General features: G+C 71.1%; 25 protein-coding genes and 1 other RNA gene. 18 read left to right on the top strand and 8 right to left on the bottom strand.

Annotated elements, in window-relative coordinates:
• On the top strand, positions 1 to 507 hold the full coding sequence (locus ABD352_RS48945) for a DUF6912 family protein (RefSeq protein WP_344619515.1): 507 nt from the start codon (positions 1 to 3) through the stop codon (positions 505 to 507).
• On the opposite strand, the gene ABD352_RS48940 is transcribed toward ABD352_RS48945, so the two are convergent.
• A complete protein-coding gene (locus ABD352_RS48940; protein WP_344619514.1) occupies positions 508 to 1,356 on the bottom strand; it encodes a hypothetical protein in 849 nt (282 codons plus the stop codon). It lies immediately after the preceding gene.
• 145 nt (positions 1,357 to 1,501) lie between these two features.
• Here ABD352_RS48940 and pruA point away from each other — a divergent pair, with 145 nt between their 5' ends.
• Positions 1,502 to 3,121 carry an L-glutamate gamma-semialdehyde dehydrogenase gene (pruA, locus tag ABD352_RS48935; protein WP_344619513.1) on the top strand — a complete coding sequence of 540 codons (1,620 nt, stop codon included), beginning with the start codon at positions 1,502 to 1,504 and terminating at the stop codon, positions 3,119 to 3,121.
• Here pruA and ABD352_RS48930 read toward each other — a convergent pair.
• Positions 3,118 to 4,374 (bottom strand): WYL domain-containing protein, encoded by a 1,257-nt coding sequence (locus ABD352_RS48930; RefSeq protein WP_344619512.1) that lies wholly within the window; start codon positions 4,372 to 4,374, stop codon positions 3,118 to 3,120. The two genes, pruA and ABD352_RS48930, sit on opposite strands and share 4 nt — an antisense overlap.
• Positions 4,375 to 4,492: 118 nt before the next feature.
• Here ABD352_RS48930 and ABD352_RS48925 point away from each other — a divergent pair, with 118 nt between their 5' ends.
• The 11 genes from ABD352_RS48925 (at position 4,493) to ABD352_RS48875 (ending at position 15,693) form a co-directional block, all read left to right on the top strand.
• Positions 4,493 to 6,547 (top strand): serine/threonine-protein kinase, encoded by a 2,055-nt coding sequence (locus ABD352_RS48925; protein WP_344619511.1) that lies wholly within the window; start codon positions 4,493 to 4,495, stop codon positions 6,545 to 6,547.
• Positions 6,548 to 6,628: 81 nt separating this feature from the next.
• Entirely contained in the window at positions 6,629 to 7,144 is a 516-nt protein-coding gene (locus tag ABD352_RS48920; RefSeq protein WP_344619510.1) for a helix-turn-helix transcriptional regulator, read from the top strand.
• Positions 7,145 to 7,194: 50 nt separating this feature from the next.
• Entirely contained in the window at positions 7,195 to 8,313 is a 1,119-nt protein-coding gene (prfB, locus tag ABD352_RS48915) for a peptide chain release factor 2 (protein WP_344619509.1), read from the top strand.
• A gap of 199 nt (positions 8,314 to 8,512) precedes the next feature.
• Positions 8,513 to 9,193, top strand: coding sequence for a cell division ATP-binding protein FtsE (gene ftsE, locus ABD352_RS48910; RefSeq protein ID WP_190251422.1), 681 nt, complete (start codon positions 8,513 to 8,515; stop codon positions 9,191 to 9,193).
• Positions 9,194 to 9,260: 67 nt separating this feature from the next.
• Complete coding sequence (gene ftsX, locus ABD352_RS48905; RefSeq protein ID WP_344619508.1) at positions 9,261 to 10,136, top strand: permease-like cell division protein FtsX; 876 nt, start codon at positions 9,261 to 9,263, stop codon at positions 10,134 to 10,136.
• A 68-nt stretch (positions 10,137 to 10,204) separates the two neighbouring features.
• On the top strand, positions 10,205 to 10,405 hold the full coding sequence (locus tag ABD352_RS48900; RefSeq protein WP_344619507.1) for a hypothetical protein: 201 nt from the start codon (positions 10,205 to 10,207) through the stop codon (positions 10,403 to 10,405).
• Between the two features lie 29 nt (positions 10,406 to 10,434).
• On the top strand, positions 10,435 to 11,721 hold the full coding sequence (locus ABD352_RS48895; protein ID WP_344619506.1) for a peptidoglycan DD-metalloendopeptidase family protein: 1,287 nt from the start codon (positions 10,435 to 10,437) through the stop codon (positions 11,719 to 11,721).
• 325 nt (positions 11,722 to 12,046) lie between these two features.
• Positions 12,047 to 12,526 (top strand): SsrA-binding protein SmpB, encoded by a 480-nt coding sequence (gene smpB / locus ABD352_RS48890; RefSeq protein WP_344619575.1) that lies wholly within the window; start codon positions 12,047 to 12,049, stop codon positions 12,524 to 12,526.
• 69 nt (positions 12,527 to 12,595) lie between these two features.
• Positions 12,596 to 13,996, top strand: a complete 1,401-nt coding sequence (locus ABD352_RS48885; RefSeq protein ID WP_344619505.1) for an SRPBCC domain-containing protein — start codon at positions 12,596 to 12,598, stop codon at positions 13,994 to 13,996.
• 70 nt (positions 13,997 to 14,066) lie between these two features.
• Positions 14,067 to 14,440: a transfer-messenger RNA gene (gene ssrA, locus ABD352_RS48880) on the top strand.
• A gap of 365 nt (positions 14,441 to 14,805) precedes the next feature.
• A complete protein-coding gene (locus ABD352_RS48875) occupies positions 14,806 to 15,693 on the top strand; it encodes a haloalkane dehalogenase (RefSeq protein WP_344619504.1) in 888 nt (295 codons plus the stop codon).
• Between the two features lie 14 nt (positions 15,694 to 15,707).
• Here ABD352_RS48875 and ABD352_RS48870 read toward each other — a convergent pair whose 3' ends face one another.
• Entirely contained in the window at positions 15,708 to 16,487 is a 780-nt protein-coding gene (locus ABD352_RS48870) for a hypothetical protein (protein ID WP_344619503.1), read from the bottom strand.
• Between the two features lie 89 nt (positions 16,488 to 16,576).
• On the opposite strand from ABD352_RS48870, the gene ABD352_RS48865 reads away from it, so the two are divergent.
• Positions 16,577 to 16,942, top strand: a complete 366-nt coding sequence (locus ABD352_RS48865; protein WP_344619502.1) for a hypothetical protein — start codon at positions 16,577 to 16,579, stop codon at positions 16,940 to 16,942.
• Between the two features lie 145 nt (positions 16,943 to 17,087).
• On the opposite strand, the gene ABD352_RS48860 is transcribed toward ABD352_RS48865, so the two are convergent.
• The 4 genes from ABD352_RS48860 to ABD352_RS48845 form a co-directional block, all read right to left on the bottom strand.
• Entirely contained in the window at positions 17,088 to 17,615 is a 528-nt protein-coding gene (locus ABD352_RS48860; RefSeq protein WP_344619501.1) for a Uma2 family endonuclease, read from the bottom strand.
• A 229-nt stretch (positions 17,616 to 17,844) separates the two neighbouring features.
• Complete coding sequence (locus tag ABD352_RS48855) at positions 17,845 to 18,591, bottom strand: hypothetical protein (RefSeq protein ID WP_344619500.1); 747 nt, start codon at positions 18,589 to 18,591, stop codon at positions 17,845 to 17,847.
• Positions 18,592 to 18,665: 74 nt separating this feature from the next.
• Positions 18,666 to 19,301, bottom strand: a complete 636-nt coding sequence (locus tag ABD352_RS48850; protein WP_344619499.1) for a response regulator — start codon at positions 19,299 to 19,301, stop codon at positions 18,666 to 18,668.
• Complete coding sequence (locus tag ABD352_RS48845) at positions 19,289 to 20,503, bottom strand: sensor histidine kinase (RefSeq protein ID WP_344619498.1); 1,215 nt, start codon at positions 20,501 to 20,503, stop codon at positions 19,289 to 19,291. Before ABD352_RS48845 ends, ABD352_RS48850 begins: the two co-directional genes overlap by 13 nt.
• Positions 20,504 to 20,615: 112 nt before the next feature.
• Between ABD352_RS48845 and ABD352_RS48840 the strand changes: the two genes are divergently transcribed.
• On the top strand, positions 20,616 to 21,995 hold the full coding sequence (locus ABD352_RS48840; protein WP_344619497.1) for an alpha/beta hydrolase family protein: 1,380 nt from the start codon (positions 20,616 to 20,618) through the stop codon (positions 21,993 to 21,995).
• Between the two features lie 273 nt (positions 21,996 to 22,268).
• On the top strand, positions 22,269 to 23,510 hold the full coding sequence (locus ABD352_RS48835; protein ID WP_344619496.1) for a cytochrome P450: 1,242 nt from the start codon (positions 22,269 to 22,271) through the stop codon (positions 23,508 to 23,510).
• A 16-nt stretch (positions 23,511 to 23,526) separates the two neighbouring features.
• On the opposite strand, the gene ABD352_RS48830 is transcribed toward ABD352_RS48835, so the two are convergent.
• Entirely contained in the window at positions 23,527 to 24,528 is a 1,002-nt protein-coding gene (locus tag ABD352_RS48830; RefSeq protein ID WP_344619495.1) for a sigma-70 family RNA polymerase sigma factor, read from the bottom strand.
• A gap of 44 nt (positions 24,529 to 24,572) precedes the next feature.
• On the opposite strand from ABD352_RS48830, the gene ABD352_RS48825 reads away from it, so the two are divergent.
• On the top strand, positions 24,573 to 25,361 hold the full coding sequence (locus ABD352_RS48825) for an alpha/beta fold hydrolase (RefSeq protein WP_344619494.1): 789 nt from the start codon (positions 24,573 to 24,575) through the stop codon (positions 25,359 to 25,361).
• Between the two features lie 92 nt (positions 25,362 to 25,453).
• Positions 25,454 to 25,969 (top strand): YdcF family protein, encoded by a 516-nt coding sequence (locus tag ABD352_RS48820; RefSeq protein WP_344619493.1) that lies wholly within the window; start codon positions 25,454 to 25,456, stop codon positions 25,967 to 25,969.
• Positions 25,970 to 25,992 lie beyond the last annotated feature (23 nt).

The raw sequence follows: 25,992 nt of genomic DNA, 5'->3' as shown, positions 1-25,992 counted from the left end.
GTGACGACGGACCTCACGCGCGTGTACCTGCCCGCCACCCTCGCCCAGCTCGCCGTTCTGCGCGAGAGCGGCGAGCTGCCGCCGCCCACCGAGGCGCACGCGGTCACGCCGGCGCTGCGGGAGTGGTACGCCGAGGGCGACGAGGAGGAGCTGGAGTACGTCGCCTTCACCCGCGCCGCCCAGAGCGCCCTGCGGCTGCTGCGCCACGACGCGAAGGCCCCGCGCCGCCGGGTCGTGGTCTCCGTCGACCTGCCGGGGTCGGTGCTGAAGCTGAACGGGCTCGAGCTCGGCTCCAGCGAAGTGGAGATCGGCGGGCGGATCGCCCTGCGCACGGTGGCCGCGATCCACATCGACGGGCACGACGCCGAGGCCGACGTCGCCGCGGCCGCGGACGTCGTCGAGGAGGCGGAGGCGGGCGACCCCGACGCCCAGTTCACGGTGGACGGCGCCGAGGACCACGAGCTGGAGTGGTACGACCCTTCGGAACTGGATCAGCTCGTCAGCTGATCAGCTCGCTCGCTTGAGGGTGCGGCCGACCAGGACCATGGCCACGAAGGCGCCCGCGAAGACCAGGATCAGGCCGTGGTTGACCTGCTCCGGCAGCCGGTTGGCGATGATCGCCGCGTCGAACTCGCTCTCCTTGGCCACCGCGTGCGACAGCGGCAGCCCGCCGAGCCAGCCGACCAGCGCGGCGCCGAGGGTGAGCAGCCCGGGCACGCCCCCGGCCAGCGGGTACGCCGGCCACGGCAGCGCCAGCCCGGTGCGGCGCAGGTATGCGAAGGCCATGGCCCCGGCCGCGATGCCGCTGACGATCGAGGCGGTCAGCTGCAGCCGGTAGGAGGCGTCGGCCATGCTGCCGACGGTCTCCTGGTTGCCGAAGAGGTCGACGAGGTCGTTCTGGAAGTACGCCACCAGCAGCCCGATCCCGGAGGCCACCACGCCGGCCGCCGCGCCCGCCGCGACCGCGCTGATCGGGTGCGCCGCGGCCAGCAGCCCGCCGAGCACCCCGGCGACCACCACGGTGACGGCGACATAGGCGACCGAGGGCCCCGAGTGGTACGCCAGGAGCATCCCCGCCATCGCGAGCAGCCCGACGGGAAGTCCGCCGAGGCCGGCCCACAGCAGCCGGCCGCGCACGTCGGCGTCGGGGGCGAACCGGCCGACCGCCAGCACGCCGACGGCCGCCCCGGCGATCAGGGTCGGGGTCAGCACGGCCGGCAGCACGAGCGCGGCGACCGCGGCCCCCGGCACGTGGCCGTACGCCGAGAAGAGCGTCAGGAACAACAGCACGAGCGCGAACGCCGCCACGAACACGGCGCGCGCCGGCCGCCAGGCTTCCACGGTCGGCTCTACCACCTCAGCACGCTTCGCACCCACGAGAAAGCAGCGTACGCGAGCCCCCGCACCCGCCCACCGCCCGCGGAGCCCTCGACCCGGACGGCGAAGGTGCGAGGATGGAGGAGACCTCGCCAACGCTGCCGAGACGACGTGGGAGACCCTCATGGATGCCTTGATCACCGTGCCCGAGCCGAACAACGAGCCCGTGCGCGGATATGCCCCCGGAAACCCGGAGCGGGCGAGCCTGCAACGCCGCCTTGGCGAACTGGCCGGAGAGCGGCACGAGCTGACCATGACCATCGACGGCGCCGAGCGGATGGCCGCGGGCGCGCCGATCGACGTGGTCGAGCCGCACCGCCACGCCCATGTGCTGGGCGTCACACACAACGCCACCACCGGCGACGCGGCCGACGCGGTCGCCGCGGCCAAGCGGGCCGCCCCGGCCTGGCGCGACCTGCCCTACGCCGAGCGGGCCGCCGTGTTCCTGCGCGCCGCCGATCTGCTCTCCGGCCCGTGGCGGGACACGCTGAACGCCGCCACCATGCTCGGCCAGTCCAAGACCGCGACCCAGGCCGAGATCGACGCGGCGTGCGAGCTGATCGACTTCCTGCGCTTCAACGTGTACTTCGGCCAGCAGATCCTGGCCGACCAGCCGCGCTCGTCGGCGGGGGTGTGGAACCGCTTCGACCACCGCCCGCTGGAGGGCTTCGTCTACGCGATCACGCCGTTCAACTTCACCGCCATCGCCGGCAACCTGCCCTCGGCCCCGGCCCTGATGGGCAACACGGTGGTGTGGAAGCCCTCGCCGACCCAGCAGCTGGCCGCGCACTACACCATGCGGCTGTTCGAGGCGGCCGGCCTGCCGGCGGGCGTGATCAACCTGGTCACCGGCGACGGCCTGGCCGCCTCCGAGGTCGCGCTGGCCGACGCGGACCTGGCCGGCATCCACTTCACCGGCTCGACCGCGGTGTTCCGCACCCTCAACCGGACCGTCGCCGAGAACGTCTACCGCTCCTACCCGCGGGTGGTCGGCGAGACGGGCGGCAAGGACTTCGTGATCGCGCACCCGTCGGCCGACCCGGCGCCGCTGGTCACCGCCCTGATCCGGGGCGCGTTCGAGTTCCAGGGCCAGAAGTGCTCGGCGGCCTCGCGCGCCTACGTCCCGCAGAGCCTGTGGGCGCGGATCAAGGACGAGCTGGTCGCCACCGCCGAGGGCCTCACCTACGGCGACGTCACCGACTTCACCAACTTCGGCGGGGCGGTGATCGACCGGCGCGCGTTCGACCGGCTGGCCGGCGCCCTGGACCGGATCAAGAACTCGTCGTCCTGCACCGTCGTGGCCGGCGGCACCGCCGACGACACCGAGGGCTTCTTCGTGCGGCCCACGATCGTGGAGTGCACCGACCCGGAGCACGAGGTCTTCACCACCGAGTACTTCGGCCCGATCCTGGGCGTGCACGTCTTCCCCGACGCCGAGTTCGACGCCGTGGTGGCCCAGGCGGAGTCGGTCGCGCCGTACGCGCTGACCGGCTCGATCTTCGCCACCGACCGGGCCGCGATCGACCGGGCCGCCCACGCCCTGCGCTTCGCGGCCGGCAACTTCTACGTCAACGACAAGCCCACCGGGGCCGTCGTCGGCCAGCAGCCCTTCGGCGGCGGGCGGGCCTCCGGCACCAACGACAAGGCCGGCTCCTGGCACAACCTCCTGCGCTGGACCTCGCCGCGCACGATCAAGGAGACCTTCGTGCCGCCGACGGACCACCGCTACCCGCACATGGGCTAGGCCCTGTCCTGCACCGCCGCCGCCGCGACGATCCGCTCCAGCGCGAAGGCGCGATCGTCGCGGCGCAGCCGGCAGAAGGCCTCGATCGTCGACCCGGCGAGCGCGGCGGGCTCGATCACCCGCTCGGACGCCCGCCCGCCGGCGTCGACGTACCTGATCCACACGGGCGTGCCGCGCTCGACCGCCTCGGCGAGCAGCTCGGCCTGCGCCGGGGTGAGCCGGGGCGCCCGCCGGCGGATCTGCTCCAGCGGTGACGCATCGCGCTGCAGCGGTACGGCGAGATGCCGCGCCAGCTCGGCAGGGTTCGCGCGGCGCCGCAGGGTCACCTTGCCCGCCTCGGCCTCCGGCGCATATCCGGCGGCCCGCAGGGCGGCGATCGTCTCGGCGGGAGGCTCGCTCGACCCGGCCACCGTGGGCGCGAACCGCTCCAGCTCCAGCGCCGCCGCCACCTCGTCGAGCAGGTCGGGGTCCTCGCTGACCACCACGCTGCCGGCCGGGCGGACCTGCAGCCGCTGGGCCGGCACCAGGGGCCGCCCGTCGGCCAGTGCCCTGCCCGCCGGTCCGATCGCGAAGTACCCGGGCTGCGGCTCGGCACAGATGCCCAGCTCGGCGGCGTCCACAAGGACCTGTCCCACCTTCTCGGACAAGTCAGGCACTCCGCCCGCCGTCAGTGGTGCGGTCCAGTGCACGAGCGGGGCCAGGGAGTCGCCGGCCACGGCGGTGTCGGGCGGGAGGCTGTGCAGGACCCGCACCACGACCTGCCGCAGCGGCGGCCCCGACCACCAGTTGACGAGCTGGAGGACCGGCCGCTCGGTGGCGGTCCTCATGATCTGCAGGCGGTCCGCCGGGATGAGCCGCGGTGCGGGCGGGACCGGCTCGAACGACCCGCCGGTGTCCGGCGCGTACGGAAGGATCGGCATCAGGCCGTCGCGGTCGGACCAGACCAGGGCCCGCTGGGTCAGCACCTGCAGGACCGCGTCGACCTCGGGGTCGCCGGGCGCCCGGCCCAGCTCGGCGGCCAGCCGATCCTGCGGCATGGGCCCGTCACCCAGCGCCTTCAACACCTGCAGGGCCGGCAGCGGCAGCGTCTCCAGCACGCCGGCGACCGCGGCGCGGTCGGACAGGCGGGCCGCGAGGTCCTCGAGGTCGGCCGGCGCGGGGGAGGACAGCGCGTCGGGGCGGCGGCGGAGTATCTCCGCCAGCTCCGTGGCGTCGAGCCTGCCCAGCCAGCCGACCAGTGCGCCTCTCTTCACGACACGTGACCTTACCTACGTCATGTAAGGACTCCCCGGTTCGTGCCATCGGGCCTGTCGATCCCGCCCGGCCTGGCGGCACTCGCCTACCGTCTTGGCTGGAGGGGGAGGGACGGCGATGAAGACGGCCACGGCGAAGACGATTGTGGGCAACCGCTACCGGCTGGAGTCGGAGGTTGCCCGGGGCGCCATCGGCGCGGTCTGGCGGGCGTACGACACCCAGGCGAGCGAATGGGTCGCGGTCAAGGTGCTGCGGCCCGAGGCGGCCGAGGTGCCGGAGCTCAAGGACGGCTTCCTCGGCGAGGCCGAGCTGCTGGCCGGCCTGGAGCACCCGTCCGTGATCCGGGTCAAGAACCTCGTCACCGACAAGAGCATGCTGGCCATCGCCATGGAGCTGGTGGCCGGGCCCGACCTGCGCCGCCGGCTGCGCGCCGAGGGGCCGCTGCCGCCCGCGGTCGCCGCCGAGGTGGTGGCCCAGATCGCCGACGCACTCGCCTACGTGCACGCCAACGGGATCGTCCACGGCGACGTGAAGCCCGGCAACCTCCTGGTGCCCACCGACGGCGGTCCCGTCCGGCTCGCCGACTTCGGCGTGGCCCGGCGGCTGGACCGGCCGGCCGGCCCGACCCACGCCACGCCCGAGTACGTCGCCCCGGAGGTGGTGGCGGGCGGCTCGCCGAGCCCGGCGTCCGACGTCTACGCCCTCGGCGTCGTGCTCTTCGAGCTGATCTGCGGCCGCAGCCCGTACCGCGGCGGCTCCCCCAACGACGTCCTGCGCCGCCACGCCGACTGCGTGCCGGTGCCCCCGCCCGGCATGCCGGCCGCGCTCTGGCCGGTGATCGAGGCGTGCATGGAGCTCGACCCGCGGATGCGCCCGACGGCGGCGTCGATCGTGGGGCGGCTGCGCGCGGCCGAGGGGGCGCTCGACGGGTTCGAGCCGCTGCCCCGGCTGGCCGCGGAGGCGGTCACGTTCTGGCAGCGCTCGGCCGAGCTGACCGCGCCGATGCAGGCGCCGGTGCGGCGGGTGGACTGGGTGCCGCTGCCAACGGCGCCGACCTCGCCGGCGGCGGCGTCGGCCGCGCTGATGATGGCGGTGCCGATCGAGGACCTCCCCACCGAGGTGCTGGCAGGTGTACCGCAGGAGCCTCCGACGACCGTTGTGTCCGACTCCGCCGGTGTGCCTTCGGTGGACGCTGCGTCCGATTCAGCCGGTTCACCCGGTGTGCCGTCCGATGCAGCTGGCGTGCCTTCTGTGGACGCTTTGTTCGATTCGGCTGGTTCGTCCGATCTGCCGACGGAGGTCCTGGCCGCGCCGGACGGTTCCGATGAGGCCACGACCGTGCTTTCCGCGGCGGCCGATCCCGCGGTGGCCGACGCGGTCACGGAGGTGCCGGTCGCCGGGCCGGATCCTGCTCCTGTGTCCGATTCTTCGGATGCTCCGGTCCTGCCGATGCCTGCCGTGGCGGCGGGGGAGCCGCTGTGGGCCGAGCCCTCGCCCGCGGTCGAGATGATGATCCCGGCGCAGCGGGACGGTTCGGCCGACGAGCCGCCCACCGAGCTGCGCTTCGAGTCTTCGGCTCCGCCGGCCCCGTCCATCGGGGACGCCGAGCCGGTCACGCAGGTCGTCTCCGCCCCGCCGCTCGCGGTCGCGCCCCCGCGGCCGGCGGTCGAGGAGGGCGAGCCGGCGCTGCCCGATCACCTGTTCGACGAGCCGGCCGAGGCGCACGACGAGCGGTACGCCCCTTCGGGTGGCGGTTCGGGCGCGCCGCGCCGGCAGCGGCTGGTCCTGGCCGCGATCGGCGGTAGCCTGCTCCTGATCCTCCTGCTCGCCGGCGGTCTCCTCCTGCTGACCGGCAACGGGCAGAAGGACGGCGGCGGGGACAAGAAGGTCAACGCCACCACGTCGGCGCCGGCCCCCTCCGGGTCGGCGGGGGCCGCCCCGGCGCCCAGCGTCACGCCGGAGGCCGGAGCGTCGGCGACGCCGGGTGAGACCGCCGAGGGCGGTGGCAACGGCTCGGGCGGCGGCAACTCCGGCAACGGCGGCTCGGGGGAGAAGCCGCCGACGAAGCGGCCGACCCCGACGCCGACGAAGACCGGGCTGCCCGGCATCGGCGACCCGATGCCGACCTTCCCGTCGATGCCTGCTTTCCCGACGTTCCCGAAGATGTCCTAACTCGACAGTCGCAGCGCGACAGTTCACAGTGGATTTGCCGAAATCCTGGACTGAGCCGTTGAAAGATGGCAGCGTAGGGTCATGGCGGATTCTGGAGTCAACGCGACCGCGGCGGCGCTACTGGGCCTGCTGCACGACGGCCCGATGACCGGTGGGCAGCTGATGGCAGCCGCCCAGCGCCGGCTCGGGCCGTACTGGTCGATGACGCGCAGCCAGGTCTACCGCGAGCTGCCCGCGCTGGCCGACGCCGGCTACGTCAAGCTCGGCAAGCCCGGCGCGCGCTCCAGCCAGCCCTACGCGATCACCCCGGCGGGCAAGCGGGCATTCGCCAGGTGGCTTTCCGAGCCCGCCGGCCGGGAGTCGCTGCGCAACCCGGTGGCGCTGCGGGTCGCGTTCGGCGCCCAGCAGTCCTCGGCCCAGCTGCAGGACGTCTACGCCCAGGCCCAGGAGTACCACACCGCGGCGCTCACCGAGGCGCGGGAGATGGCCAAGGAGGCCAAGAAGTCGGGCGACGACTTCTTCTCCGCCTCGCTTGAGTTCGCGGTCGGCTACCACAAGGCCGCGCTCACCTGGCTCAAGAGCGCGCCGGGGAAGTAGCTGGCCGCGCCGGAGAAATAACCGTGCGCCCCGCGGCGTAGTCTTGATGCGTGAATGCTCCCGACTACGCCGAGTCGCTCAAGAGCCTCGACAACACCCTGCGCAACATCGAGGCCGTGCTCGACCTCGACCGCCTGCGCAAGGAGAAGGCCGATCTCGAGGAGCAGGCGTCCGCTCCCAATCTGTGGGACGATCAGGCCGCCGCGCAGAAGGTGACGTCTCGGCTGTCGTACGTGCAGGGCGAGATCAACAAGCTCGAACGTCTGCGGTCCCGGCTGGACGACGCCCAGGTACTGCTGGAGCTGGCCGAGACCGAGGGTGACGTCTCGTCGCTGCACGAGGTCGGCGAAGAGATCTCCGGCCTGAGCAAGTCGATCGAGGAGCTGGAAGTCCGCACGCTGCTCTCCGGGGAGTACGACGCCCGGGAGGCCCTCGTGACGATCCGGGCAGGAGCCGGCGGCGTGGACGCGGCGGACTTCGCCGACATGCTCATGCGGATGTACCTGCGCTGGGCCGAGCGCCACGGCTACAGCACCGACGTCTACGACACCTCCTACGCCGAGGAGGCCGGCATCAAGTCGGCCACCTTCGCGGTGAAGGCGCCGTATGCCTACGGCACGCTCTCCGTGGAGTCGGGCACCCACCGGCTGGTGCGCATCAGCCCGTTCGACAACCAGGGCCGCCGCCAGACGTCGTTCGCGGCGCTGGAGGTCGTGCCCGTGGTCGAGCAGACCGACGACGTGGAGATCCCCGACGACGACCTGCGCGTGGACGTGTACCGCTCCAGCGGCCCCGGCGGCCAGGGTGTCAACACCACCGACTCGGCGGTCCGCCTGACCCACATCCCGACCGGCATCGTGGTCTCCTGCCAGAACGAGCGCTCCCAGATCCAGAACAAGGCCACCGCCATGGGCGTGCTGAAGGCCAAGCTGCTGGCGCTGAAGCGGGCCGAGGAGGCGGCGAAGATGGACGCGCTGCGCGGCGACGTGGCCGGCTCCTGGGGCGACCAGATGCGCTCGTACGTCCTGCACCCGTACCAGATGGTCAAGGACCTCCGCACGGAGCACGAGACGGGCAACCCCACCGCGGTCTTCGACGGCGACCTTGACGGCTTCATCGACGCCGGCATCCGCTGGCGCAAGCAGCGGGAGCTCGGCTCGGCCGAATGATCGTCTCAGCGGAGTCCGTCAATCACACAAAGTAGCGCTGATTCCGCCGTCGAAAATGTTATGTACGTCACACTCCAGTGTGGAATCCAGCGCTGCCCTGGGCTTGGCGTCCCCTCATCGGGTTCGCATTCCCGGCAAAGCACACATGACGCACGCCGTGTACTTGGCGCACTTGTCACACCGCGTAGACTCACGTCCCGTGATTCGGCTTGACCACGTGACGAAGACGTATCCGAAGGCGTCTCGCCCCTCCCTTGACGATGTTTCCGTCAACATCGAGAAGGGCGAGTTCGTCTTCTTCATCGGTCCCTCCGGCTCAGGCAAGTCCACGATCATCAAGCTGCTGCTCCACGAGGTGACCCCCAACCGGGGCAAGGTCGTCGTGAACGAGCGCGACGTGACGTCGATGCGCTCGTGGCGCATCCCGGCGTTCCGCCGTCAGATCGGCTGCGTCTTCCAGGACTTCCGGCTGCTGCCGAACCGGACGGCGTACGAGAACGTGGCCTTCGCCCTCGAGGTCATCGGCAAGTCGAAGGGCGTCGCTCGCCGCGTCGTACCCGAGGTGCTCGAGCTCGTCGGTCTCGGCGGCAAGGAGCACCGGTATCCCCACGAGCTGTCCGGCGGCGAGCAGCAGCGCGTCGCGGTCGCGCGGGCCTTCGTGAACCGGCCGCTGATCCTTCTCGCCGACGAGCCGACCGGAAACCTGGACCCGGACACGTCGATCGAGATCATGCGTCTGCTGGACCGGATCAACCGCACCGGCACGACGGTCGTCATGGTGACGCACGACTCCAACATCGTGAACCAGATGCGACGGCGGGTCGTCGAGATCGAAAGTGGCCGGATCGTGCGGGACCAGCCGCGCGGTGTCTACGGCTGATCCCCAGCCCTAGTCCGCACCGCCCCCGTCCTCCTGCTGGGTCCGCTGGGAAGGAAACCCCCACCCGATGCGCGTGAGATACGTCCTGTCCGAAGTCCTGACCGGGCTTTGGCGCAACGTCACGATGACGATCGCCATGATCATCACGATGACGGTGTCGCTGACCATGCTGGGCGCGAGCCTGCTGCTCTTCTTCCAGGTCGGCAAGATGGAAGACTTCTTCTACCAGCGGGTAGAGGTCTCGGTCTTCCTCAACGCCAACGTCAGCGACGACCAGCGCAGCAACATCGAGAGCGCGATCAAGTCCAACACCCTGGTCTCCACCTACACGCACGAGACCAAGGACCAGGCCTGGGAGCGCTTCAACGAGCAGTTCAAGGACGCCCCCGACCTGATCAACTCGGTGAAGAAGGACTCGCTGCCCGAGTCGTTCCGCATCAAGCTCAAGGACCCGAACAAGGTCCAGGAGTTCACCGACCAATTCCGCACCCAAGAGGGCGTCAGCGACATCATCGACCAGAAGCAGCTGCTGAAACGGGTCTTCGACCTACTCGGCGCGCTGCAGACGCTGGCGCTGACCGTCGCCGTGGTCCAGGGCGCGGCCGCGCTGCTGCTGGTCGCCAACACCATCCAGGTGGCGGCGTACAGCAAGCGCCGCGAGGTCGCCGTCATGAAGCTCGTCGGCGCCTCGAACTGGTTCATCCAGATGCCGTTCGTCCTGGAGGCGGTCTTCGCCGGCCTGATCGGCGCGATCCTCGCCTTCGGTGCGCTGATAGCCGCGAAGGTCTTCTTCATTGACGGCTCGCTCAAGGCGCTGGCAACGGTGCTGCTACCGGTCGACTGGGGCAACATCTGGCTGATGCTGCCGGTCCTGGCCGGTGCTGGCGGCCTCGTGAGCGCCGTCACCGCCTGGGTCACGCTGCGCTTCTACGTGCGCGTCTGACGCTGCGGCTCTCGCAAGGGCGGGTCCCCACTCGGGGGCCCGCCCTTCGCGTTTCCCACGCGCTCGCCGTGCTCGTGCTCGTGGCGTTCGCCGTGCGCGTGCTCGTTCGCCGTGCGCGTGCTCGTTCGCCGTGCGCGTGCGCGTGCTCGTTCGCCGTGCGCGTGCTCGTGGCGTTCGCCGTGTGCGTGCTCGTTCGCGTGAGCGTCGCGCCACTATCGGTGTTTTACCTCGGAAATCCGGACTTATCCGGTTATATCAGCATACGGTGACCCTCAAGTGGTACTGGAGGGTTGCTTCCGTGAACCGAATCCGGATCCTCGCCGTCATCGGCGCGGTCGTCATGCTGCTCGGGCCGGGCACGGCCGGGCACGCCGATACCAGCGACGACAAGGCCCGTCTCGACAAGCAGTTGCAGGAGACCCAGGCGACCCTGGAGGCGGCCACGGACAAGGCCCAGCAGGCCGCCGCCGACCACGACCGCGCCGCCGCCGCGCTGCCCGGAGCCCAGGCCAACCTGGCCGACGCCAAGGGCAAGGTCATCGCCGCCGACGCCGCGGCCCGGCAGGCCCAGCGCGACCGCGATGCCGCCAACCTCGCCGTGGACGCCGCCGACGACGCCTACCGGGACGCCCAGCAGCAGGTCGACGCGGCCAAGGCCGACGTGTCTGTGTTCGTGGCGGCCGCGTACAAGGGCGGGGGCTTCGCCCAGTTCAACTCGATCTTCGACACCTCGGACCCGGCCGACCTGGCGGTGCGCATCGAGTACCTCGACCACGTCGCCCAGGCCAAGCAGGACGCCATCGACGAGCTCACCGTCGCCCGGATGTCGGCCAAGCAGCGCAGCAACGTGGCCGTCATGGCCCAGCAGCGCGCCGGCCAGGCCGCAGCCGACACCGAGCGCAGCCTCGCCGACGCCCGCGCAGCCCGGGCCGGCGCCGAGAAGGCCACCGCCGACGTGCAGAACCTGCTCGACCTGAGCGCCCGCGCCGAGGCCACGGCCAACGCCGAGCGCAGCGCCGTCCTGGCTCGCTACCAGGAGCTGAAGCGGGAGAGCGACCGCGTGGCCGAACAACTGCGCGCTGAGGCCAACGCCGAGGCCCGCAAGGCGAAGGCCTCCTCCCGCGGCGGCGGCAGCGCGGCCCCGCTGACCACGGCCGTCGGCCCGTCGTCCGGCGGCGCCTTCTTCCTGATGCCGGTGCACGGCTGGAAGTCGAGCAACTTCGGGATGCGCTTCGACCCGGTGTACAAGGTCTACCAACTCCACGCCGGCGTCGATCTCGCGGCGGGCGGCGGCCAGCCCATCGTCGCCGCCGCCGACGGCGTGGTGGTGCGCGCGGGCCCGTCCGGCGGCAACGGCAACTACACCTGCATCTCCCACGGGCTGTACCAGGGCAAGGGCCTCGCCACCTGCTACGCCCACCAGTCGGCGATCCTGGTCCACGTGGGCGAGCGCGTCCAGCGCGGCGAGCTGATCGGCCGCGTCGGCACCACGGGCGCGTCGACCGGCTACCACCTCCACTTCGAGGTACGGCTGAACGGCACCCCGGTCCAGCCCCTGACCTGGCTCCCTGCCTGCCTCTGCTAGACCTGCCCGCCTCGACCGAACGCGCCGTCCCTGCGAAGCTGCTGTCTCTGCGGAGCCCGCCCGTCTCCGCTGAACCGGCTGTCTCTGTGGAACCGCCGGTCTCCGTGGAACCGCCCGTCTCCGCCGATACCCGACATGTCGGGCGCTGGCGCGCCGCGATATGTCGGATTTAAAGGTCGTCAGGCGAAAAATGGGATAAGTCGTGCCGCGCCAGCGCCCGACTTATCGAGATGATCTCCGTGAGCCCTTCGCCGCGGCGGCGGCGAAAATGGTCTTGCCGGGCGCGATACTCTTCAGTCCGGTCGAGAAAATGCTGGAGGGGTCGATGCCGCGCGAAAAGGGACGCAAGCTGGTCGCGTCCAACCGGAAGGCGCGCCACGACTACGAGATCCTCGATACGTACGAGGCCGGCATCTCGCTGACCGGGACCGAGGTCAAGTCACTGCGGGCCGGGCGCTGCTCCCTCGTGGACGCGTTCGGGCAGATCTCCGACGGCGAGGTCTTCCTGCATGCGATGCACGTCCCGGAGTACACCATGGGCACCTGGACCAACCACCCCCCGCGGAGGATCCGAAAGCTGCTGCTGAAGCGCCAGGAGATCGAGCGGATCGGGGTCAAGGTGCGGGAAAGCGGCCTGACCTTGGTGCCGCTGTCGGTGTACTTCTCCGACGGATGGGCGAAGGTCGAGATCGCCCTCGCGCGCGGTAAGAAGGCCTACGACAAGCGCCAGACGCTGGCCAAACGCGACGCCGACCGCGAGATCGCTCGCGTTATGGGCCGTCGCGGCAAGGGCAACGCTGAGTAAGCGTTCCCGCGCGCGTGAGTATGGCGTGGGCACTCTGCAAGCAATGCGTCGAGGTCATATAGTCCGTGCGTGACCGAGATCCGGGTCGAAGTTGACCTCGAGCAGCCACCGTCGCTGGTGTGGCGCGCGCTCACGGAGGCCCACCTCGTCACCGACTGGCTGTCGACGTCCCGATTCATGGTCCGGGGCGACGGCACGTTCACCTTCGAGGCCCACGACCTGGAGGGCCTGGAAGACCCGATCGAGGGCGAGCTGGTCACGATCGAGGCGCCGCACCGGCTGGTGATGCGCTGCCAGGGCACCAACCTGCACACGGTCGTCGCGATGACCATCACCGAGCGGGCGGGTGGCAGCCACTTCACGCTGACCCAGAGCGGGTTCCTCGGCCCGCAGGGGACGATGCGGCGCAGGGTGCTGCTCTCGACGTACACCTCCCTCTTGGAAGGCCCCCTGAGCGCCACGCTGGCGAAGATCGCCGCGGAGGAACCCGGCGCCGGCGAGCCCCCGGCGGCGACGTCCCAGTGGCGCAACGACGGCGGGCCGTTCAACCGCCTGCCGCGCCAGGCCAACTCGCCGAGCCGCTCCGCGCCGGGCCTGAGCTCGCAGCGCCGCTCGACCGCGGGCCCGCGCCCGACCACCTCCGTCCCCGGCTTCGCCGCCGCCGTCCTGGGCGCCCACACGACCGGCGTGGCCAAGGTGTCCGAGGAGACCGCCCCCGCTGTCGCCGTGCCCGTGCCCGCCCAGCGCGTCGCCTCACGCCCCGCCGCGGTGCGCACGGCTTGGTTGGGCGATATGGCGGTGAGGGGCGGCAGCGCGGTACGCCGGGGATGGCGATGGCTGGCGGACGCCCGCGACTGGTCGGCCGACCGCCGCAGCCAGGCCGTCGCGACGGGCGCCGCCGCCCTGCTGCTGCTCGCCATGGCCGGCATCCTGATCGGCAAGACCACCGCGCTGCACCCCGCGGACCCTCCGTACACCGGCGGCGACACACCGCCACCCCTGCAGGCCAGCGCCCCGGCCGCGGCTGCGCCGCCGAACCCGACCACGACCACCCAGCCGGTCGTCCCCGCCGCGAGCCGCTCGTCGGCCCCGGTGGCTTCCGCCACGCCGAGCCCGTCCGCCCCCAACACGGTCGGCCTGGCCCAGCTGAGCGCCACTTACAGAACCGAAAACCTGACCCTGACGTCGTACCGCGTCACGATCACCATCGCCAACCCCGGCCCGTCGGCGGCCGACGACTGGGCCGTCGTCATCGTCCTGCCCCTGCTCGACCTCAGCGTTCGCAACGTCGACGGCGCCGTGATGTCCCGCTCCGACCTCCGCGTGATCTTCACCCCGGTCGACGCCACCCGCACGATCGCCCCCTCTGCCTCCGCCACCTTCCGCTTCGAGGTGTCGGGCCTGGGCGTCCGCAACCGACCGTTCACCTGTCAGATCAACGGCCACGCTTGCACTGGCATACCGGGATGAAGTTCGAGCCGGGAAGCGTTACGCTTGATCGGTCGCACCGATGGGGTGCGACAGCCACCACCACCCGCGCGGGGGTGACTGGTTTCGACTTTGTTTGTGGCGATAGGGGAAGCGAGCCGAGGAAGCCGACGTTGTCTCGCGAATCAGTCGTCGGAAAGTTATAAGCGCCAACTACAAGCGCTCCGAACTCGCTCTCGCTGCCTAAGCTAGGGTGAAGTTCTGTCGGTCTGGGATTGCCTTCGGCCCAGTAACCGGCATCAGCTAGAAGGCTGGCCAACCGAGTCTCGTCACGGGGCTCGCGCGGCGAGATTAATCGTGACTGGGCCCGTCATACCAACTCGCTCGCGTGATTGGTAGGGCCGAGTAGAGGCACAGCGAGCTGCGCTCGGAGAAGCCCTAACAAAGCGACGAAGGACCCGGGTTCGATTCCCGGCACCTCCACCACTAGCGGCCCCTGCTTCGCGGCAGGGGCCGCTTGCCGTTGCGGTTCCGGATTCCTCGCGCTCGCTTCGCTCGCTCCCCAGTGGGGGGCTTCGCCCACCCACACCCCCCGAAGAACGGCGCGGCGTCTACGTCGGGTTCAAGTAGGTCAGCGTCAGGTCCACCATGGAGGGCGTAATCGAGCCCGCGCCGCCCAGAGCGGCGCGGAGGAGATCGCCATCAGAGGCGGGGTCACCGATATCGGTGACCCCGCCTCTTGCTACCTGGGCTTGTAGGTCGTCGGCCGCCACGAACGATGGACTGGAGGCGCGTAAAGGTCCACGACGCGGGCAGCGGTGATGTTCGGCTAGTACTAGCGGGGGGCGAACATGATCTCTGCGGCGTTTCCGTACCAAAAGCAACGTCGGCGGGTTCTCGGCATCGAGATGGCGTACGTGGAGATTGGAGAGGGCGATCCCATCGTGCTGCTGCACGGCAATCCCACCTCGTCCTACCTCTGGCGCAACGTGTTGCCGCACCTGCAGCCACGCGGCCGTTGCATCGCCCCCGACCTGATCGGCATGGGCGACTCCGACAAGCTGCCGGACAGTGGCCCCGGCTCGTACCGTTTCGTCGAGCACCGCCGCTACCTCGACGCCCTGCTCGAGGCGCTGGACGTGCGCGAGCGGGTGACCCTTGTCGTCCACGATTGGGGCTCGGCCCTCGGCTTCGACTGGGCCAACCGCCATCGCGAGGCGGTGAAGGGTATTGCGTACATGGAGGCGATCGTGCGTCCGCAAGCCTGGGACCACTGGGACACGATGGGACAGCGCTCGCTCTTGCAGGCACTGCGCTCCGAGGCCGGCGAGGAGCTGGTCCTGCGAGACAACGTCTTCGTCGAGCAGGTACTGCCGCAGGCTGTCCTGCGCACCCTGTCCGGCGAGGAAATGGCGGAGTACCGACGGCCGTTCGGCGAGCCCGGTGAGGGGCGACGGCCGACATTGACGTGGCCCCGGGAAATCCCCATCGAGGGCGAGCCTGCCGATGTGACTGCGATCGCGGCCGCCTATGCGGACTGGCTGGGGACGAGCGATGTACCCAAGCTGTTCGTGAAGGCCGAGCCCGGTGCGGTCCTCGCCAGCGACTGGTTGCTCGACACCGTCCGCGGATGGCCGGCGCAGGCCGAGGTGACGGTCGCGGGGATCCACTTCGTCCAGGAAGATTCGCCGGACGAGATCGGGCAGGCGATCGCAGGCTGGATGGGGGCGCTGGGCTGACAGCAGCCGGCGCGCTAGTAGCTGCGGACGTACGTGGTGGCGGCGTCGGGGTCGACCAGGGATGTGGTTGTCCATCGGTTGTCGCCGCAGGTGTACGGCTGCGGGTTGCTCGTCCCGGTGGGGTTGGTCTTGAGGACCTGCTTGTTGTCGACCATGACGGTCATCGTCATTGTGCTGGTCTTGGCGCTGAACAGGATCTGGTGGTTGGTCGTTCGCAGGCTCTGGCGGTACTGGCCGCTGAACAACAGCGTGACCGCGCGTCCGTCCGAAGCCTTGCCCGTGTACGTGACCCCCGAGTAGTCCGAGACGGAGTCGCCTTCGGCGGTGATCTCCTGCTTCACGCCGGAGCCGGTGACCTTGACCTTGCCGAGCGGCTTGCCGTCGGCGACGAGGTCGGTGAAGTCGAACGACGACTTGTACTCCGACTGCTTCCAGTTGCCGACGAGGCACATGTCGATCGGTCCGGTCTGTGGCGCCTCGGTGCTCGCCGCCGTGGAAGGCGTGGACGGAGCGGCGGTGTTCTTGTCATCGGACTGGCGCCGGATCGCGATCACCACCACGATGCCGACCGCTACCACGGCGAGCACCACGAGGCTGCCGATGAGCGCGAAGACCCGCGTAGTGCGCCGCGGCGCCGGCGGACCAGGGGGCGCCGGCTGATACGGCCCGTACGCCGGCTGGGGTGGCGCGGAGAACGGCTGCGTGCCGGGGTGTCCCGGGTAGGTATCCCTGCCGATCGGCGTGACGTCATAGGACTGGTAGGGAACCTGGCCGTCGTCGTTCCAGCGCGTCATGGATGGGTCTCCCCCGATAGCACCCGATCGGCGTACAGAATGTCATAAAGCCATGAAGTACACCGCCCGTAAGACGAATGGAGACCGCCTTGGAAGAGGCCTGGACGCTCTCTGACGTGTGGATTCTGCGGTCGATCGGCGGGGTGGACCCGGTTCATGGGTCGTCGTTGCGTCAGGTGATCGCCACGGCGGACTACCTGAACCATGCGATTCCCCTGGAGGACGAGTTCGTCACGGCGGTCAGCCGACTGGCTGCGGCAGGGCTGGTCGAGTTCGACGTCGCGGCCGACCGGTACTGGCGGACCGCGGCGGGCCAGTCGTCGGCGGCGCACCGTGGGACTTTCACCGCCGGGCTGGCCGCACTGCCCGAGCTGCCATCGGTGCGCCCGCCGCAGGCACTGCCCGCCGGGGTGTTCTCGTCGGCAGTGGCCAGCTACCTGCAGGGCTCGACATGAGGCGTGCACTCGTCGATCACGCTGGTGGTGTCCGAGCCGGGCGAACAGGCCGCGCTGTGTGCTCGGCTCAACGGCACAGGCTCGTCGGAGGTCGCCGTGTTCGCGGAAGCCGGCGATCGGTTGACGGCGCTCGGGCTAGGTGAGGTCAGCTCAGGTCGGGAACGTCGCCGGCAAGGAGATCGTCAAGCGGGACTGAGCCGTACTCTGCGTAGCGGTTGCCGTCGAGACGGAACTGCACGACGGTGTCGTCCGGTTCGACGCGCCAGAAGAGCGGGATGCCGGCCTCGGCGTATTCGACCGGTTTGAGCCAGCGGTCCATGCGCTCCGAGCCCTTGGACACGATCTCAACCGCCAAGGCGACCTGCGCCGGGTCGAGCCAGACGGTGTCGGCCGGGATCGAGCCGGTGGTGACGACCAGGTCGGGGATGCGGCCGTTGAGGTCGTCGGCTGCGGTTCGCACGCCGGGCGCGACGTTGACGCGGCCGCGGTAGCCGTGGCTGAGAAGCCAGGCGCTCATGAGCAGGCTGATCTCCTGGTGGCGCCACGTGCCCGGCGGCATGACGACGAGGTTCCCTTCGCTGAGCTCGAAGCGGTGGTTGGTGTCGGCCTCGGCGATGCGCGTGACGTCGTCGAGCGTCAGCGGCCGGTCGGGCAGGCTTGATACGACGGTCATGATCCAGCCACCCCCTCACGTTCGTGTCGGATCGATACTAGCTATGCCGAGGTGGTGCGGTCGGCATAGCGGGGACATGTCGACTCGTGCTCCGCCGTGAAGAGGTGGCGGGCGCGGGCTACCCGCGCTGCCGGGATGCCGCGCAGCGTCGCCTTACGGGACGGGGACACCGTGTGCGCCACCTCGCCCGAGGGGGTCGACGTGACGCGGTCACGCCGGGCCGGTCGGGCTAGCGGAAGCCGTGGGCGTCGAACTGGTCCGCCGCGGGGTCGGGGCGGCCCTCCTCGATCATGGTCATGAAGGTGAGGGCGATGGCCCGGACGCCGAAGGCCACGGCGGTGAACACGGCCAGCTGGACGGGGTTGATGCCGAGGTCGCTGTTGACCGTGGTGGACGGATCGGTCGTCACCTCGGCGCTGATGAGGTACTGCGTGATCGTCAGGCCGACGGTCAGCAGCGTGACGGCGGTCGCCCTTGCCTGCCGGGTGGTGGCCCCGGTTCCCAGCCACACGGCGATCCCGGTCGTCACGCCGAGGCCGGCGGCGATCATCGCGGCGTTGGCGATGTCGATCGAGGTGGCCGAGTCGGTACGGCCGGAGAAAGCCGCCTGCAGGCTCATCGCGGTCATCAGCAGGCCGGCCGCGATGCCGCCGCCGATCGTCCACAGTGGGCGGGGGTGCGCGGCGGTGAACCAGAAGACGGCCATCGTGAACAGCACGGCGATCGCGGTCAGGCCCATGCTCGGGGCCAGGAAGAAGTGGACCTCGTAGTCGCTCATGTGGATGGTGGTGGCGGCCACGAAGAGCATGTCGTCGCGCGCGGTCTCGACCAGCGCCCAGGCGGCGACCAGCACCAGCAGGAGGCGGTTGCGCACCGACCGCTGCTGGTCGGTCATCCGGACCAGGCAGAACACGGCCAGCAGGGACCCGATGCCATTGCCGAGGAGTACTCCGAGGACGAACCAGGGGTGGTCCACAGCCTGCTCGGCCTCCTCATGGATGCAGCTCGAAGTGAGCCGCGACGCATCACCGTACACCGGTGATCGAGCAGTTACTGGTTGAGGTACGCCAGGACAGCCAGGACGCGGCGGTGGTCGGTGGTGGACGGGGGAAGGCCCAGCTTGGCGAAGAGGGCATTGATGAGGTTGCTCACCGACTTCTCCGTGATGGTCAGCGCGTCGGCGATGGCGGCGTTGGAGCGGCCCTCGGCCATCAGGCGGAGCACCTCCCGCTCGCGCGGGGTCAGCCCGTCCAGGCTGCCGCGGTGGTGCAGCAGCTGGGAGACGACCTCCGGGTCCATCACCGTGTGGCCGGCGGCGACCCGACGGACGGCGTCGATGAACTGCTGGACGTCGCCGATGCGGTCCTTCAGCAGGTAGCCCACGGCGCCGGTGCGCCCGGAGAGCAGTTCGCGGGCGTAGAGCTGCTCGACGTACTGCGAAAGGATCAACACCGGCAGGGCGGGGGACTCGGCGCGGGCGGCGAGGACCGCGCGCAGGCCCTCGTCGGTGAACGTCGGGGGCAGCCGTACGTCGATCACGGAGACGTCGGGACGGTGGGTCAGCAGGGCCTCGGTCAGCTCGGTGCCCTCGGCGACGGCGGCGACCACCTCGAAGCCGTAGGCGGTCAGCATCCGGGTGAGGCCGTCGCGCAGCAGGGGCTGGTCCTCGGCGATCAGGACGCGCACGGCAGCCGCATGGTCAGCGTGGTGGGGCCGCCGGCGGGGCTGGCGATCCGCAGGGTGCCGTCGAAGGCGGAGAGCCGTCGCCGGATGCCTTGCAGCCCGGTGCCCTTGCCGGCGTCGGCCCCGCCGCGGCCGTCGTCGCAGACGGTCATGGTCAGGCGGTGGACCTCGTCGATCACGATGATCCGAATCGTGCCGGCGCCGCTGTGGCGGATGGCGTTGGCCAGGGACTCGGCCAGGGCGAAGTAGGCGGCCGACTCCACCGGGGCGCTCAGCCGGCGCTCCAGGCGTAGGTCCAGGCCGACCGGGACGGCGCTGGACAGGGCCAGGGCCTGCACGGCGCCGGCCAGGCCGCGGTCGGCCAGCACCGGGGGATGGATGCCGCGCACCAGGTCGCGCAGCTCCGCCAGGGCGGTGCCCGCGCTCGCCTTGGCCTCGGCCATGAGGGCCTTGGCGGTGTCCGGATCGGCGTCGATCACGTGCTCCGCCAGGCCGATGTTCATGCGTAGCGCCACCAGCCGCACCTGCGCGCCGTCGTGCAGGTCCCGTTCGATCCGGCGCAGCTCGGCCGCCGAAGCGTCCACGGCGGCGGCGCGCGTGGCGGTCAGGTGCTCGACGCTGGCCGACAGCCGCGCCTTCGCGGTCGGGCCCAGCAGCGCGCGGGCCAGCCGGGTCTGGGTTTCGAGGAGAAGGCCCGGCGCACGGTACGCCAGGAAGACCAGCCCCACCCCGACCGGCACGAGCAGCCAGGCCAGGGCGGCCGAGCGGTGCGTGAACTCGAGCACGGCCGGGTCGAAGCCGGTGCGGCCGGGCAGCAACGCCCGGAGCAGCGGCGCGGTCAGGCACTGCAGGGCGGCCTGCCACAGGCCGAAGCCCACGGCCACGCCGGCGACACCGAGCGCGAACTGCGACAGCAGCCAGGCCAGGTCGCGCCACGTCGCCGGGTCCTGGAGCAGGGCGCGTGCCCTGGGCAGTACACCTGAAGGCATCGAACGATAGGGGCGGGGCACCTCGAACCGATCGCGCTGCAGGCCGGCCAGGCGGCGCACCAGCCAGACGGCCGCGGCGAAGAGGACCAGGCCCAGGCCGCCGAGCAGCGTGGCCGGCGCCGACAGCAGGACGAGGGCCAGCAGGAGCGGCGCGGGCAGCCCGATCGCGGCGCCGAGCGCCAGCCGCCCGAGATCGCGGGTCACGTTTCGAACCATGACGATGAACCTAGGGAGGTGGGCCGCTCGGGGTCGATCGGGCAGGCCCCCCAATGGATCCGGGTGTCTGCACCTTGGTGCCCGGCATCCCGTGTCGGTGAGCCTTCTCGGCATGAAGCGATGGCTGATGGTGATGCTGGTGATGGCCGGGTTCTCCGGGCTGGGCGCGGCTCCCGCGGCGGCGGCCCCGGACGACGTGACCGCGACCGAGGTCTCGTTCGAGGGCAACGGCGGCGTGGTCCTGCACGGGACGATCCTGGCCGGCGCCTCGGCGGCGGGCCGGCGACCGGCGATGGTGATGGTGCAGGGGGCGGGCAACCGCGGCCGGCAGGTGATCCGGCCCGACGCCGAGGCCTACGCGCGGCTCGGCCTTGTCGTGCTCATCTACGACAAGCGCACGGCCGGCTACTCGCTGTTCCATCGCGACTACTCGGTGCTGGCCGACGACGCGCTGGCCGGCCTGCGCCTGCTGGCCGCCCGCCCCGACGTCGACCCGGCCCGCCTCGGCCTGTGGGGCGCCTCCGAGGGCGCGTTCGTCGCCCCACTCGCCGCGGCCCGGTCGGCCGACGTGCGGTACGTGATCGCGGTCGGCGCCGCCGGCGTCGCGCCGGCCGTCCAGGCGCGGTGGGAGTGGGGCGAGTACCTGCGGCACTTCGGGGTCTCCGGCTCGCTGACCCGCACGATGCAGGGCCCCGCCTTCCGCACCGTGGTCGGCGCCGGGCTGTTCGCCGAGGCCGGCTTCGACCCGTCCGCCGCCTGGCGACAGGTGCGCCAGCCCGTCCTCGCCGAGTGGGGCGAGATGGACCACGACGTCATGCCGGAGCTCAGCGCCCGCCTCATCGCCGAGGCCCTGCACGACGCCGGCAACACGCACGCGACGATTCGGACCGTTCCTGGTGTACGGCACAATCTCCACCTGACCGCCAACGGCGGCTACGACCACCTGGACGCCGTCCCGCCGGACTACGGGCGGTACGAGTCGGCCTGGATCGACGCCCCCGCGCCCACCGCCGCCGAACTGCCCGCCGGCGGTGGCCCGATCCCGGCCGTCGCGCCGCTGCGCTGGTATGACTCCTTCGGGCTGCAGGCCGCCGGGTTCGCGCTTCTCGTCCTGGGCTTCGCCGCGTTCCCGCTGACGGCCGCCTTTCGCCGGCTGCGCGGCCACCGGTTCGCCCCGACGGTGCGCCGCCCGGCCCGCTGGCTGGCCGGCGCCGGCCTGGCCGCCACCCTCGGCGGCCCGCTCTACCTGTTGTTCATGATGGCCATCGCGGCCCAGGTCGTCGGCCCCACGCTGCTCGGCCGCCCGCTGCCCTGGCTGCTGCTGCAGCTGCTCGCCCTGGGAACCGTCGCCGCCCTGGTGGCCACCGTGATCGCCTGGCGCCGCCACCGCGCTGAGATCTCGGCCCCGGAGCGCGCCCGCCTGGGCCTGCTCGTCACCGCCGGCACCCTGTTCCTCCCCTTGGCCGTCCACTGGGGCCTGCTGGCCGGGTGACCGGCCCCGGCCGAGGCCGGCGCGAGGTTTGACCCGATGCCGGTAGCGGGCAAGCAACCAGGTGGCACGACGACGTTCCCTGCGCCGGGTTCGAAGCGTTGGTCAGGGTGGGTCGCCGCGGGGACGTGATGCATTCACCCGGAATACACATTGGCGATTGTGAAAATGGCTCGGGAAAGAAAACTTGATGTAAACATCGACGTTGATCAGTTGCCGTGGTTATGATCGACGGCGGTCGAAGGGTATCGGCCGGCACCTGGGGAGGCGTGCTTCATGCAGACCGCGATCGCGCTCAGGGAACTGTTCTCGGCCGAGGGCCGGCGCGACCCGTACCCGTTCTACGCAGGGCTTCACCAGGTCGGCCAGGCCGCGCCGCTCGATCCGGTGGTGGACCGCTACTCGGTCGTCGTGCACGGCTACGAGGCCATCGAGAAACTCACCCGCGACCCGGTGTTCAAGATGCTCGACGCGGCGTACCTGGACCGGCTCGACGGGCGGGACGAGCCGTTGTGGCGACGCCGGCGGTCGTTGCGGGTGCTGCAGCAAACGGTGTTCTTCCTCAATCCGCCGGATCACGCGCGACTGCGGCGGCCCTTGGCGCAGGCGTTCACGGCGCGGCGGATGGCCAGGCTGGAGCCGGCCATCGTGCGGCTCGTCGACCGGCGGCTCGACCAGCTCGAGGAGGCCGGGGCCGGCGGCCGGACGGTCGACTTCATGAAGCTCTTCGCCTATCCGGTGCCCAGCGACGTCATCGGCGAGCTGGTCGGCGTGCCGGAGGAGGACCGCCCGTGGTTCCCGCCCCGGTCGGAGCCCTTCTCGCTGGTGCTGGAGCCGGGGCCGCAGAACTGGCGGTACCTGCAGGCGGGCGACGCGGCGGCGGCCGAGCTGGCGGCGTACTTCGCCAGGCTCGTCGAGACCCGTCGCTCGGCGCCCCGCGACGACCTGACCAGCACGCTGCTGGAGCAGCGGGCGTCCGGCGCCGCCGAGTTCAGCGACGAGGAGCTGGTGTCGAACCTGATCGGGGTGTACAACGCCGGCTTCCTCACCAGCGTCCACTCCATCGGCAACGGGCTCATCCTGCTCATGGAGCGGCCGGCACACCGGGCCGAGCTGCGGGACAAGCCCGAGGTGGCGCCGGCCTACGTGGAGGAGATCCTGCGGTACAAGACGCCGGTGCAGTTCGGGGTCCGCTACGCGACCGAGGACACCGAGGTCATGGGGGTGCCGGTGCCGGAGGGTGGCGAGGCGCTGGTGCTGCTCGGCGCGGCCAACCGGGACCCGCGGCGCTTCAGCGACCCGGACGTGTTCGACCCGCACCGGCCGGACAACCACACGATGTCCTTCTCGGTCGGGCCGCACTACTGCCTGGGCGCGGCGCTGAGCAAGCTCGAGATCCAGCTCGCCCTGCCGATGGTGCTGCGCCGGTTCCCGCGGCTGGCCCTGGCCGGCTCGCCGCGCACGCTCGACCTGATGACCTTCCACGGCTACCAGGAAATCCCGGTCACGCTCGGCTAGTGCGCGAGCGTCGTCGTCAGAGGCGGGGCGGCAGGCCGAAGCGGGCGAAGACGGCCGGGTCGATGAAGGACGTGATCTCGGCGATCCGGTCCTCGCGCAGGGTCAGCACGTTGAGCGACCAGGCCTCGTAGGGCCCGTCGGGGCCGGGGCGCCGGTAACAGGCGATGGCGGGCTGGGCGTTGGCGGCCGTGGCCAGGTGGCGCCAGCTGCCGCAGGTGCCGAGCGGCAGGCGGACGGCGAAGTCGGTGACGGCCGGCAGCCCGCGGTACCAGTGCGGCTGTGGCGGCATCGACCAGGTCACGTCGGTGGTCAGCAGCGCCACCAGCCCGGCCGCGTCGCCGTGCTCCAGGGCGGTGGCGTAGGCCTCGACGATCTTGCGGATGCGCTCGTCGCCGATGCGGCGCAGGGTCGGCTGCTGGGGCATCGGCGGGACCTTTTCGGCCAGCGTGCGGCGGGCCCGGGCCAGCGCGGAGTTCACCGAGCCGACCGTGGTGTCCATCATCGCGGCGATCTCGGCCGCGGCGAAGCCGAGCACGTCGAACAGCAGCAGCGCGGCCCGCTGGTTGCCCGGCAGGTGCTGCAGCGCGGCGACGAAGGCCAGCTCCACGCTCTCCCGCCGCTCGAGCACGACGTCGGGGTAAGGGCTCAGCCAGGCCACGTCGTCGCGGGGGCGGTCGCCGACCACGGCGTGCTCGCTGGACGGGCCCAGGTCCATCGGCAGCGCGCGGCGGCCGCGGGCCGCGGCGAGGTCGAGGCAGGTGCGGGTGGCGACGGTGAAGAGCCAGCCGCGCAGGGAGCCGCGGCCCTGGAAGCCCGACAGCCCGAGCCACGCCCGCACCAGCGCGTCCTGCAGTGCGTCGTCGGCGTCGTGGACCGAGCCGAGCATCCGGTAGCAGTGCGCGTGCAGCGGCCCGCGCAGCGGCGCGACGAGCCGGGCGAAGGCGTCGTCGTCACCCTTGCGGGCCCGCTGGAGGTCGTCGGCGAAATCGGGCTCCAGAAGGCGACGAGTCTGGGCCATCGCGCCGGTCTCCTATCTGAGCGCACGAGAAGGAGGTACTTGACGTGAAGAGTGACACCCTGCGCGTCCCCGGCGCCACGCTGCATTACGAGCTGCGCGGCGGCGGGCCGCTGCTGGTGCTGGTCGGCGCGCCGATGGGCACCCGGTTCCTGAATCCCCTGGCCGACCTGCTCGCCGCCGACCATACCGTGCTCACCACGGATCCGCGTGGGATCGGCGCGAGCGTCCTCGACGATCCGGAGTCCGACTCCACCGCCGATCGGCGGGCCGACGACGTGGCCGCGCTGATCGCGCGCGTCGACGGCGGCCCGGCCGCGGTCTTCGGCACCAGCGGCGGCGCGGTCACCGCCCTGGCCCTGGCGCAGCGGCACCCGGCGGCGGTGCACACGGTGATCGCCCACGAGCCGCCGATCAACGACGTGCTGCCGGACCGCGACGAGCGCAACGCGGCGATCGAGGACATCATCGCCACCTACGAGGCCGGCGACGTGCCCGGCGCGTGGAAGAAGTTCATGGTCAACGCCGGCGTGACGGAGCAGCAAGGTCCGCCGCCCGGCCCGCCGGACGCGCAGCAGATCGCCGACGAGCGGCACTGGTTCCGCCACGAGATGCGCGGCACGACCTACTTCCGGCCCGACGTCGAGGCGCTCCGGGCGGTGCGGGTCCTCATCGGGCTCGGCGAGGACTCCGCCGGGCAGTTGCTGGACCGGACGTCCCACGCGATGGCCGCGCTGCTGGGCACAACGCCGATTTCATTCCCGGGCGGGCATATCGCATTCGTGCTTGATCCGCCCGGTTTTGCCGACAGATTGCGCGAAATACTGCGTTCGTGAGTTAGGTCACGCCCGCGACTCGCCCGGGCGTTCAGCAATTCTTCAGCTGCCCCCGCGACACTCGGAAAATGATCCGGAGGTGGCGGAAAAGTTTGTTGATCGCCCTGGCGGTCGCGCTCAGCGCATTTCTTGGATTGACGGCGCGGTACTTCGTGTGGCCGCGCCTGCCCGTGCTCCCGCCCCACATCGACGCGATCGTCGAGCTGGCCGGGCCGGGCGACGACGACCGGGACCGGCTCGCCACGCAGCTGGCCCGGGAGCACCGCGCGGACTATCTCGTGCAGTCCACGCTGTCGTCCGACGCCGAGTCGGGCCGGTGCCTGCCGGCCCCGCCGGGCGTGACGGTGCTGTGTTTCCACCCCGACCCGGACACCACCCGGGGCGAGGCGGAGGCGATTGCCCGATATGCGCGTGAATACGGCTGGAAATCCGTCGTCATTGTGACAACAGCCGATCATGCATGGCGCGCTCGACTGCGGGTAACCCGCTGTTTCCCCGGGCAGGTATATGTGGCGACCTCGCATTTGCCGCCGCTGTACTGGTTCCGGCAGATTCCGTATCAATGGGCCGCGTCGGCGAAGGCCGAACTCGTCCAGACCACGTGTTGAGCCGGCGCTGTTGACCTGGAGCG

The sequence above is a fragment of the Dactylosporangium salmoneum genome (assembly GCF_039532525.1).
Lineage (GTDB): Bacteria > Actinomycetota > Actinomycetes > Mycobacteriales > Micromonosporaceae > Dactylosporangium > Dactylosporangium salmoneum.
Note: the sequence above shows the minus strand (reverse complement) of the source record. Positions and strands in the feature narration are given on the sequence as shown.

Coding starts and splice junctions, on each gene's coding strand:
- ABD352_RS48920 (WP_344619510.1), top strand. CDS start 6,629: ATGGCGGATTCTGGAGTCAACGCGACCGCGGCGGCGCTACTGGGCCTG.
- ABD352_RS48830 (WP_344619495.1), bottom strand. CDS start 24,528: ATGGCCCAGACTCGTCGCCTTCTGGAGCCCGATTTCGCCGACGACCTC.
- ABD352_RS48840 (WP_344619497.1), top strand. CDS start 20,616: ATGAAGCGATGGCTGATGGTGATGCTGGTGATGGCCGGGTTCTCCGGG.
- ABD352_RS48870 (WP_344619503.1), bottom strand. CDS start 16,487: ATGACGCGCTGGAACGACGACGGCCAGGTTCCCTACCAGTCCTATGAC.
- ABD352_RS48925 (WP_344619511.1), top strand. CDS start 4,493: ATGAAGACGGCCACGGCGAAGACGATTGTGGGCAACCGCTACCGGCTG.
- ABD352_RS48835 (WP_344619496.1), top strand. CDS start 22,269: ATGCAGACCGCGATCGCGCTCAGGGAACTGTTCTCGGCCGAGGGCCGG.
- ABD352_RS48845 (WP_344619498.1), bottom strand. CDS start 20,503: ATGGTTCGAAACGTGACCCGCGATCTCGGGCGGCTGGCGCTCGGCGCC.
- pruA (WP_344619513.1), top strand. CDS start 1,502: ATGGATGCCTTGATCACCGTGCCCGAGCCGAACAACGAGCCCGTGCGC.
- ABD352_RS48875 (WP_344619504.1), top strand. CDS start 14,806: ATGATCTCTGCGGCGTTTCCGTACCAAAAGCAACGTCGGCGGGTTCTC.
- ABD352_RS48860 (WP_344619501.1), bottom strand. CDS start 17,615: ATGACCGTCGTATCAAGCCTGCCCGACCGGCCGCTGACGCTCGACGAC.
- smpB (WP_344619575.1), top strand. CDS start 12,047: ATGCCGCGCGAAAAGGGACGCAAGCTGGTCGCGTCCAACCGGAAGGCG.
- ftsX (WP_344619508.1), top strand. CDS start 9,261: ATGCGCGTGAGATACGTCCTGTCCGAAGTCCTGACCGGGCTTTGGCGC.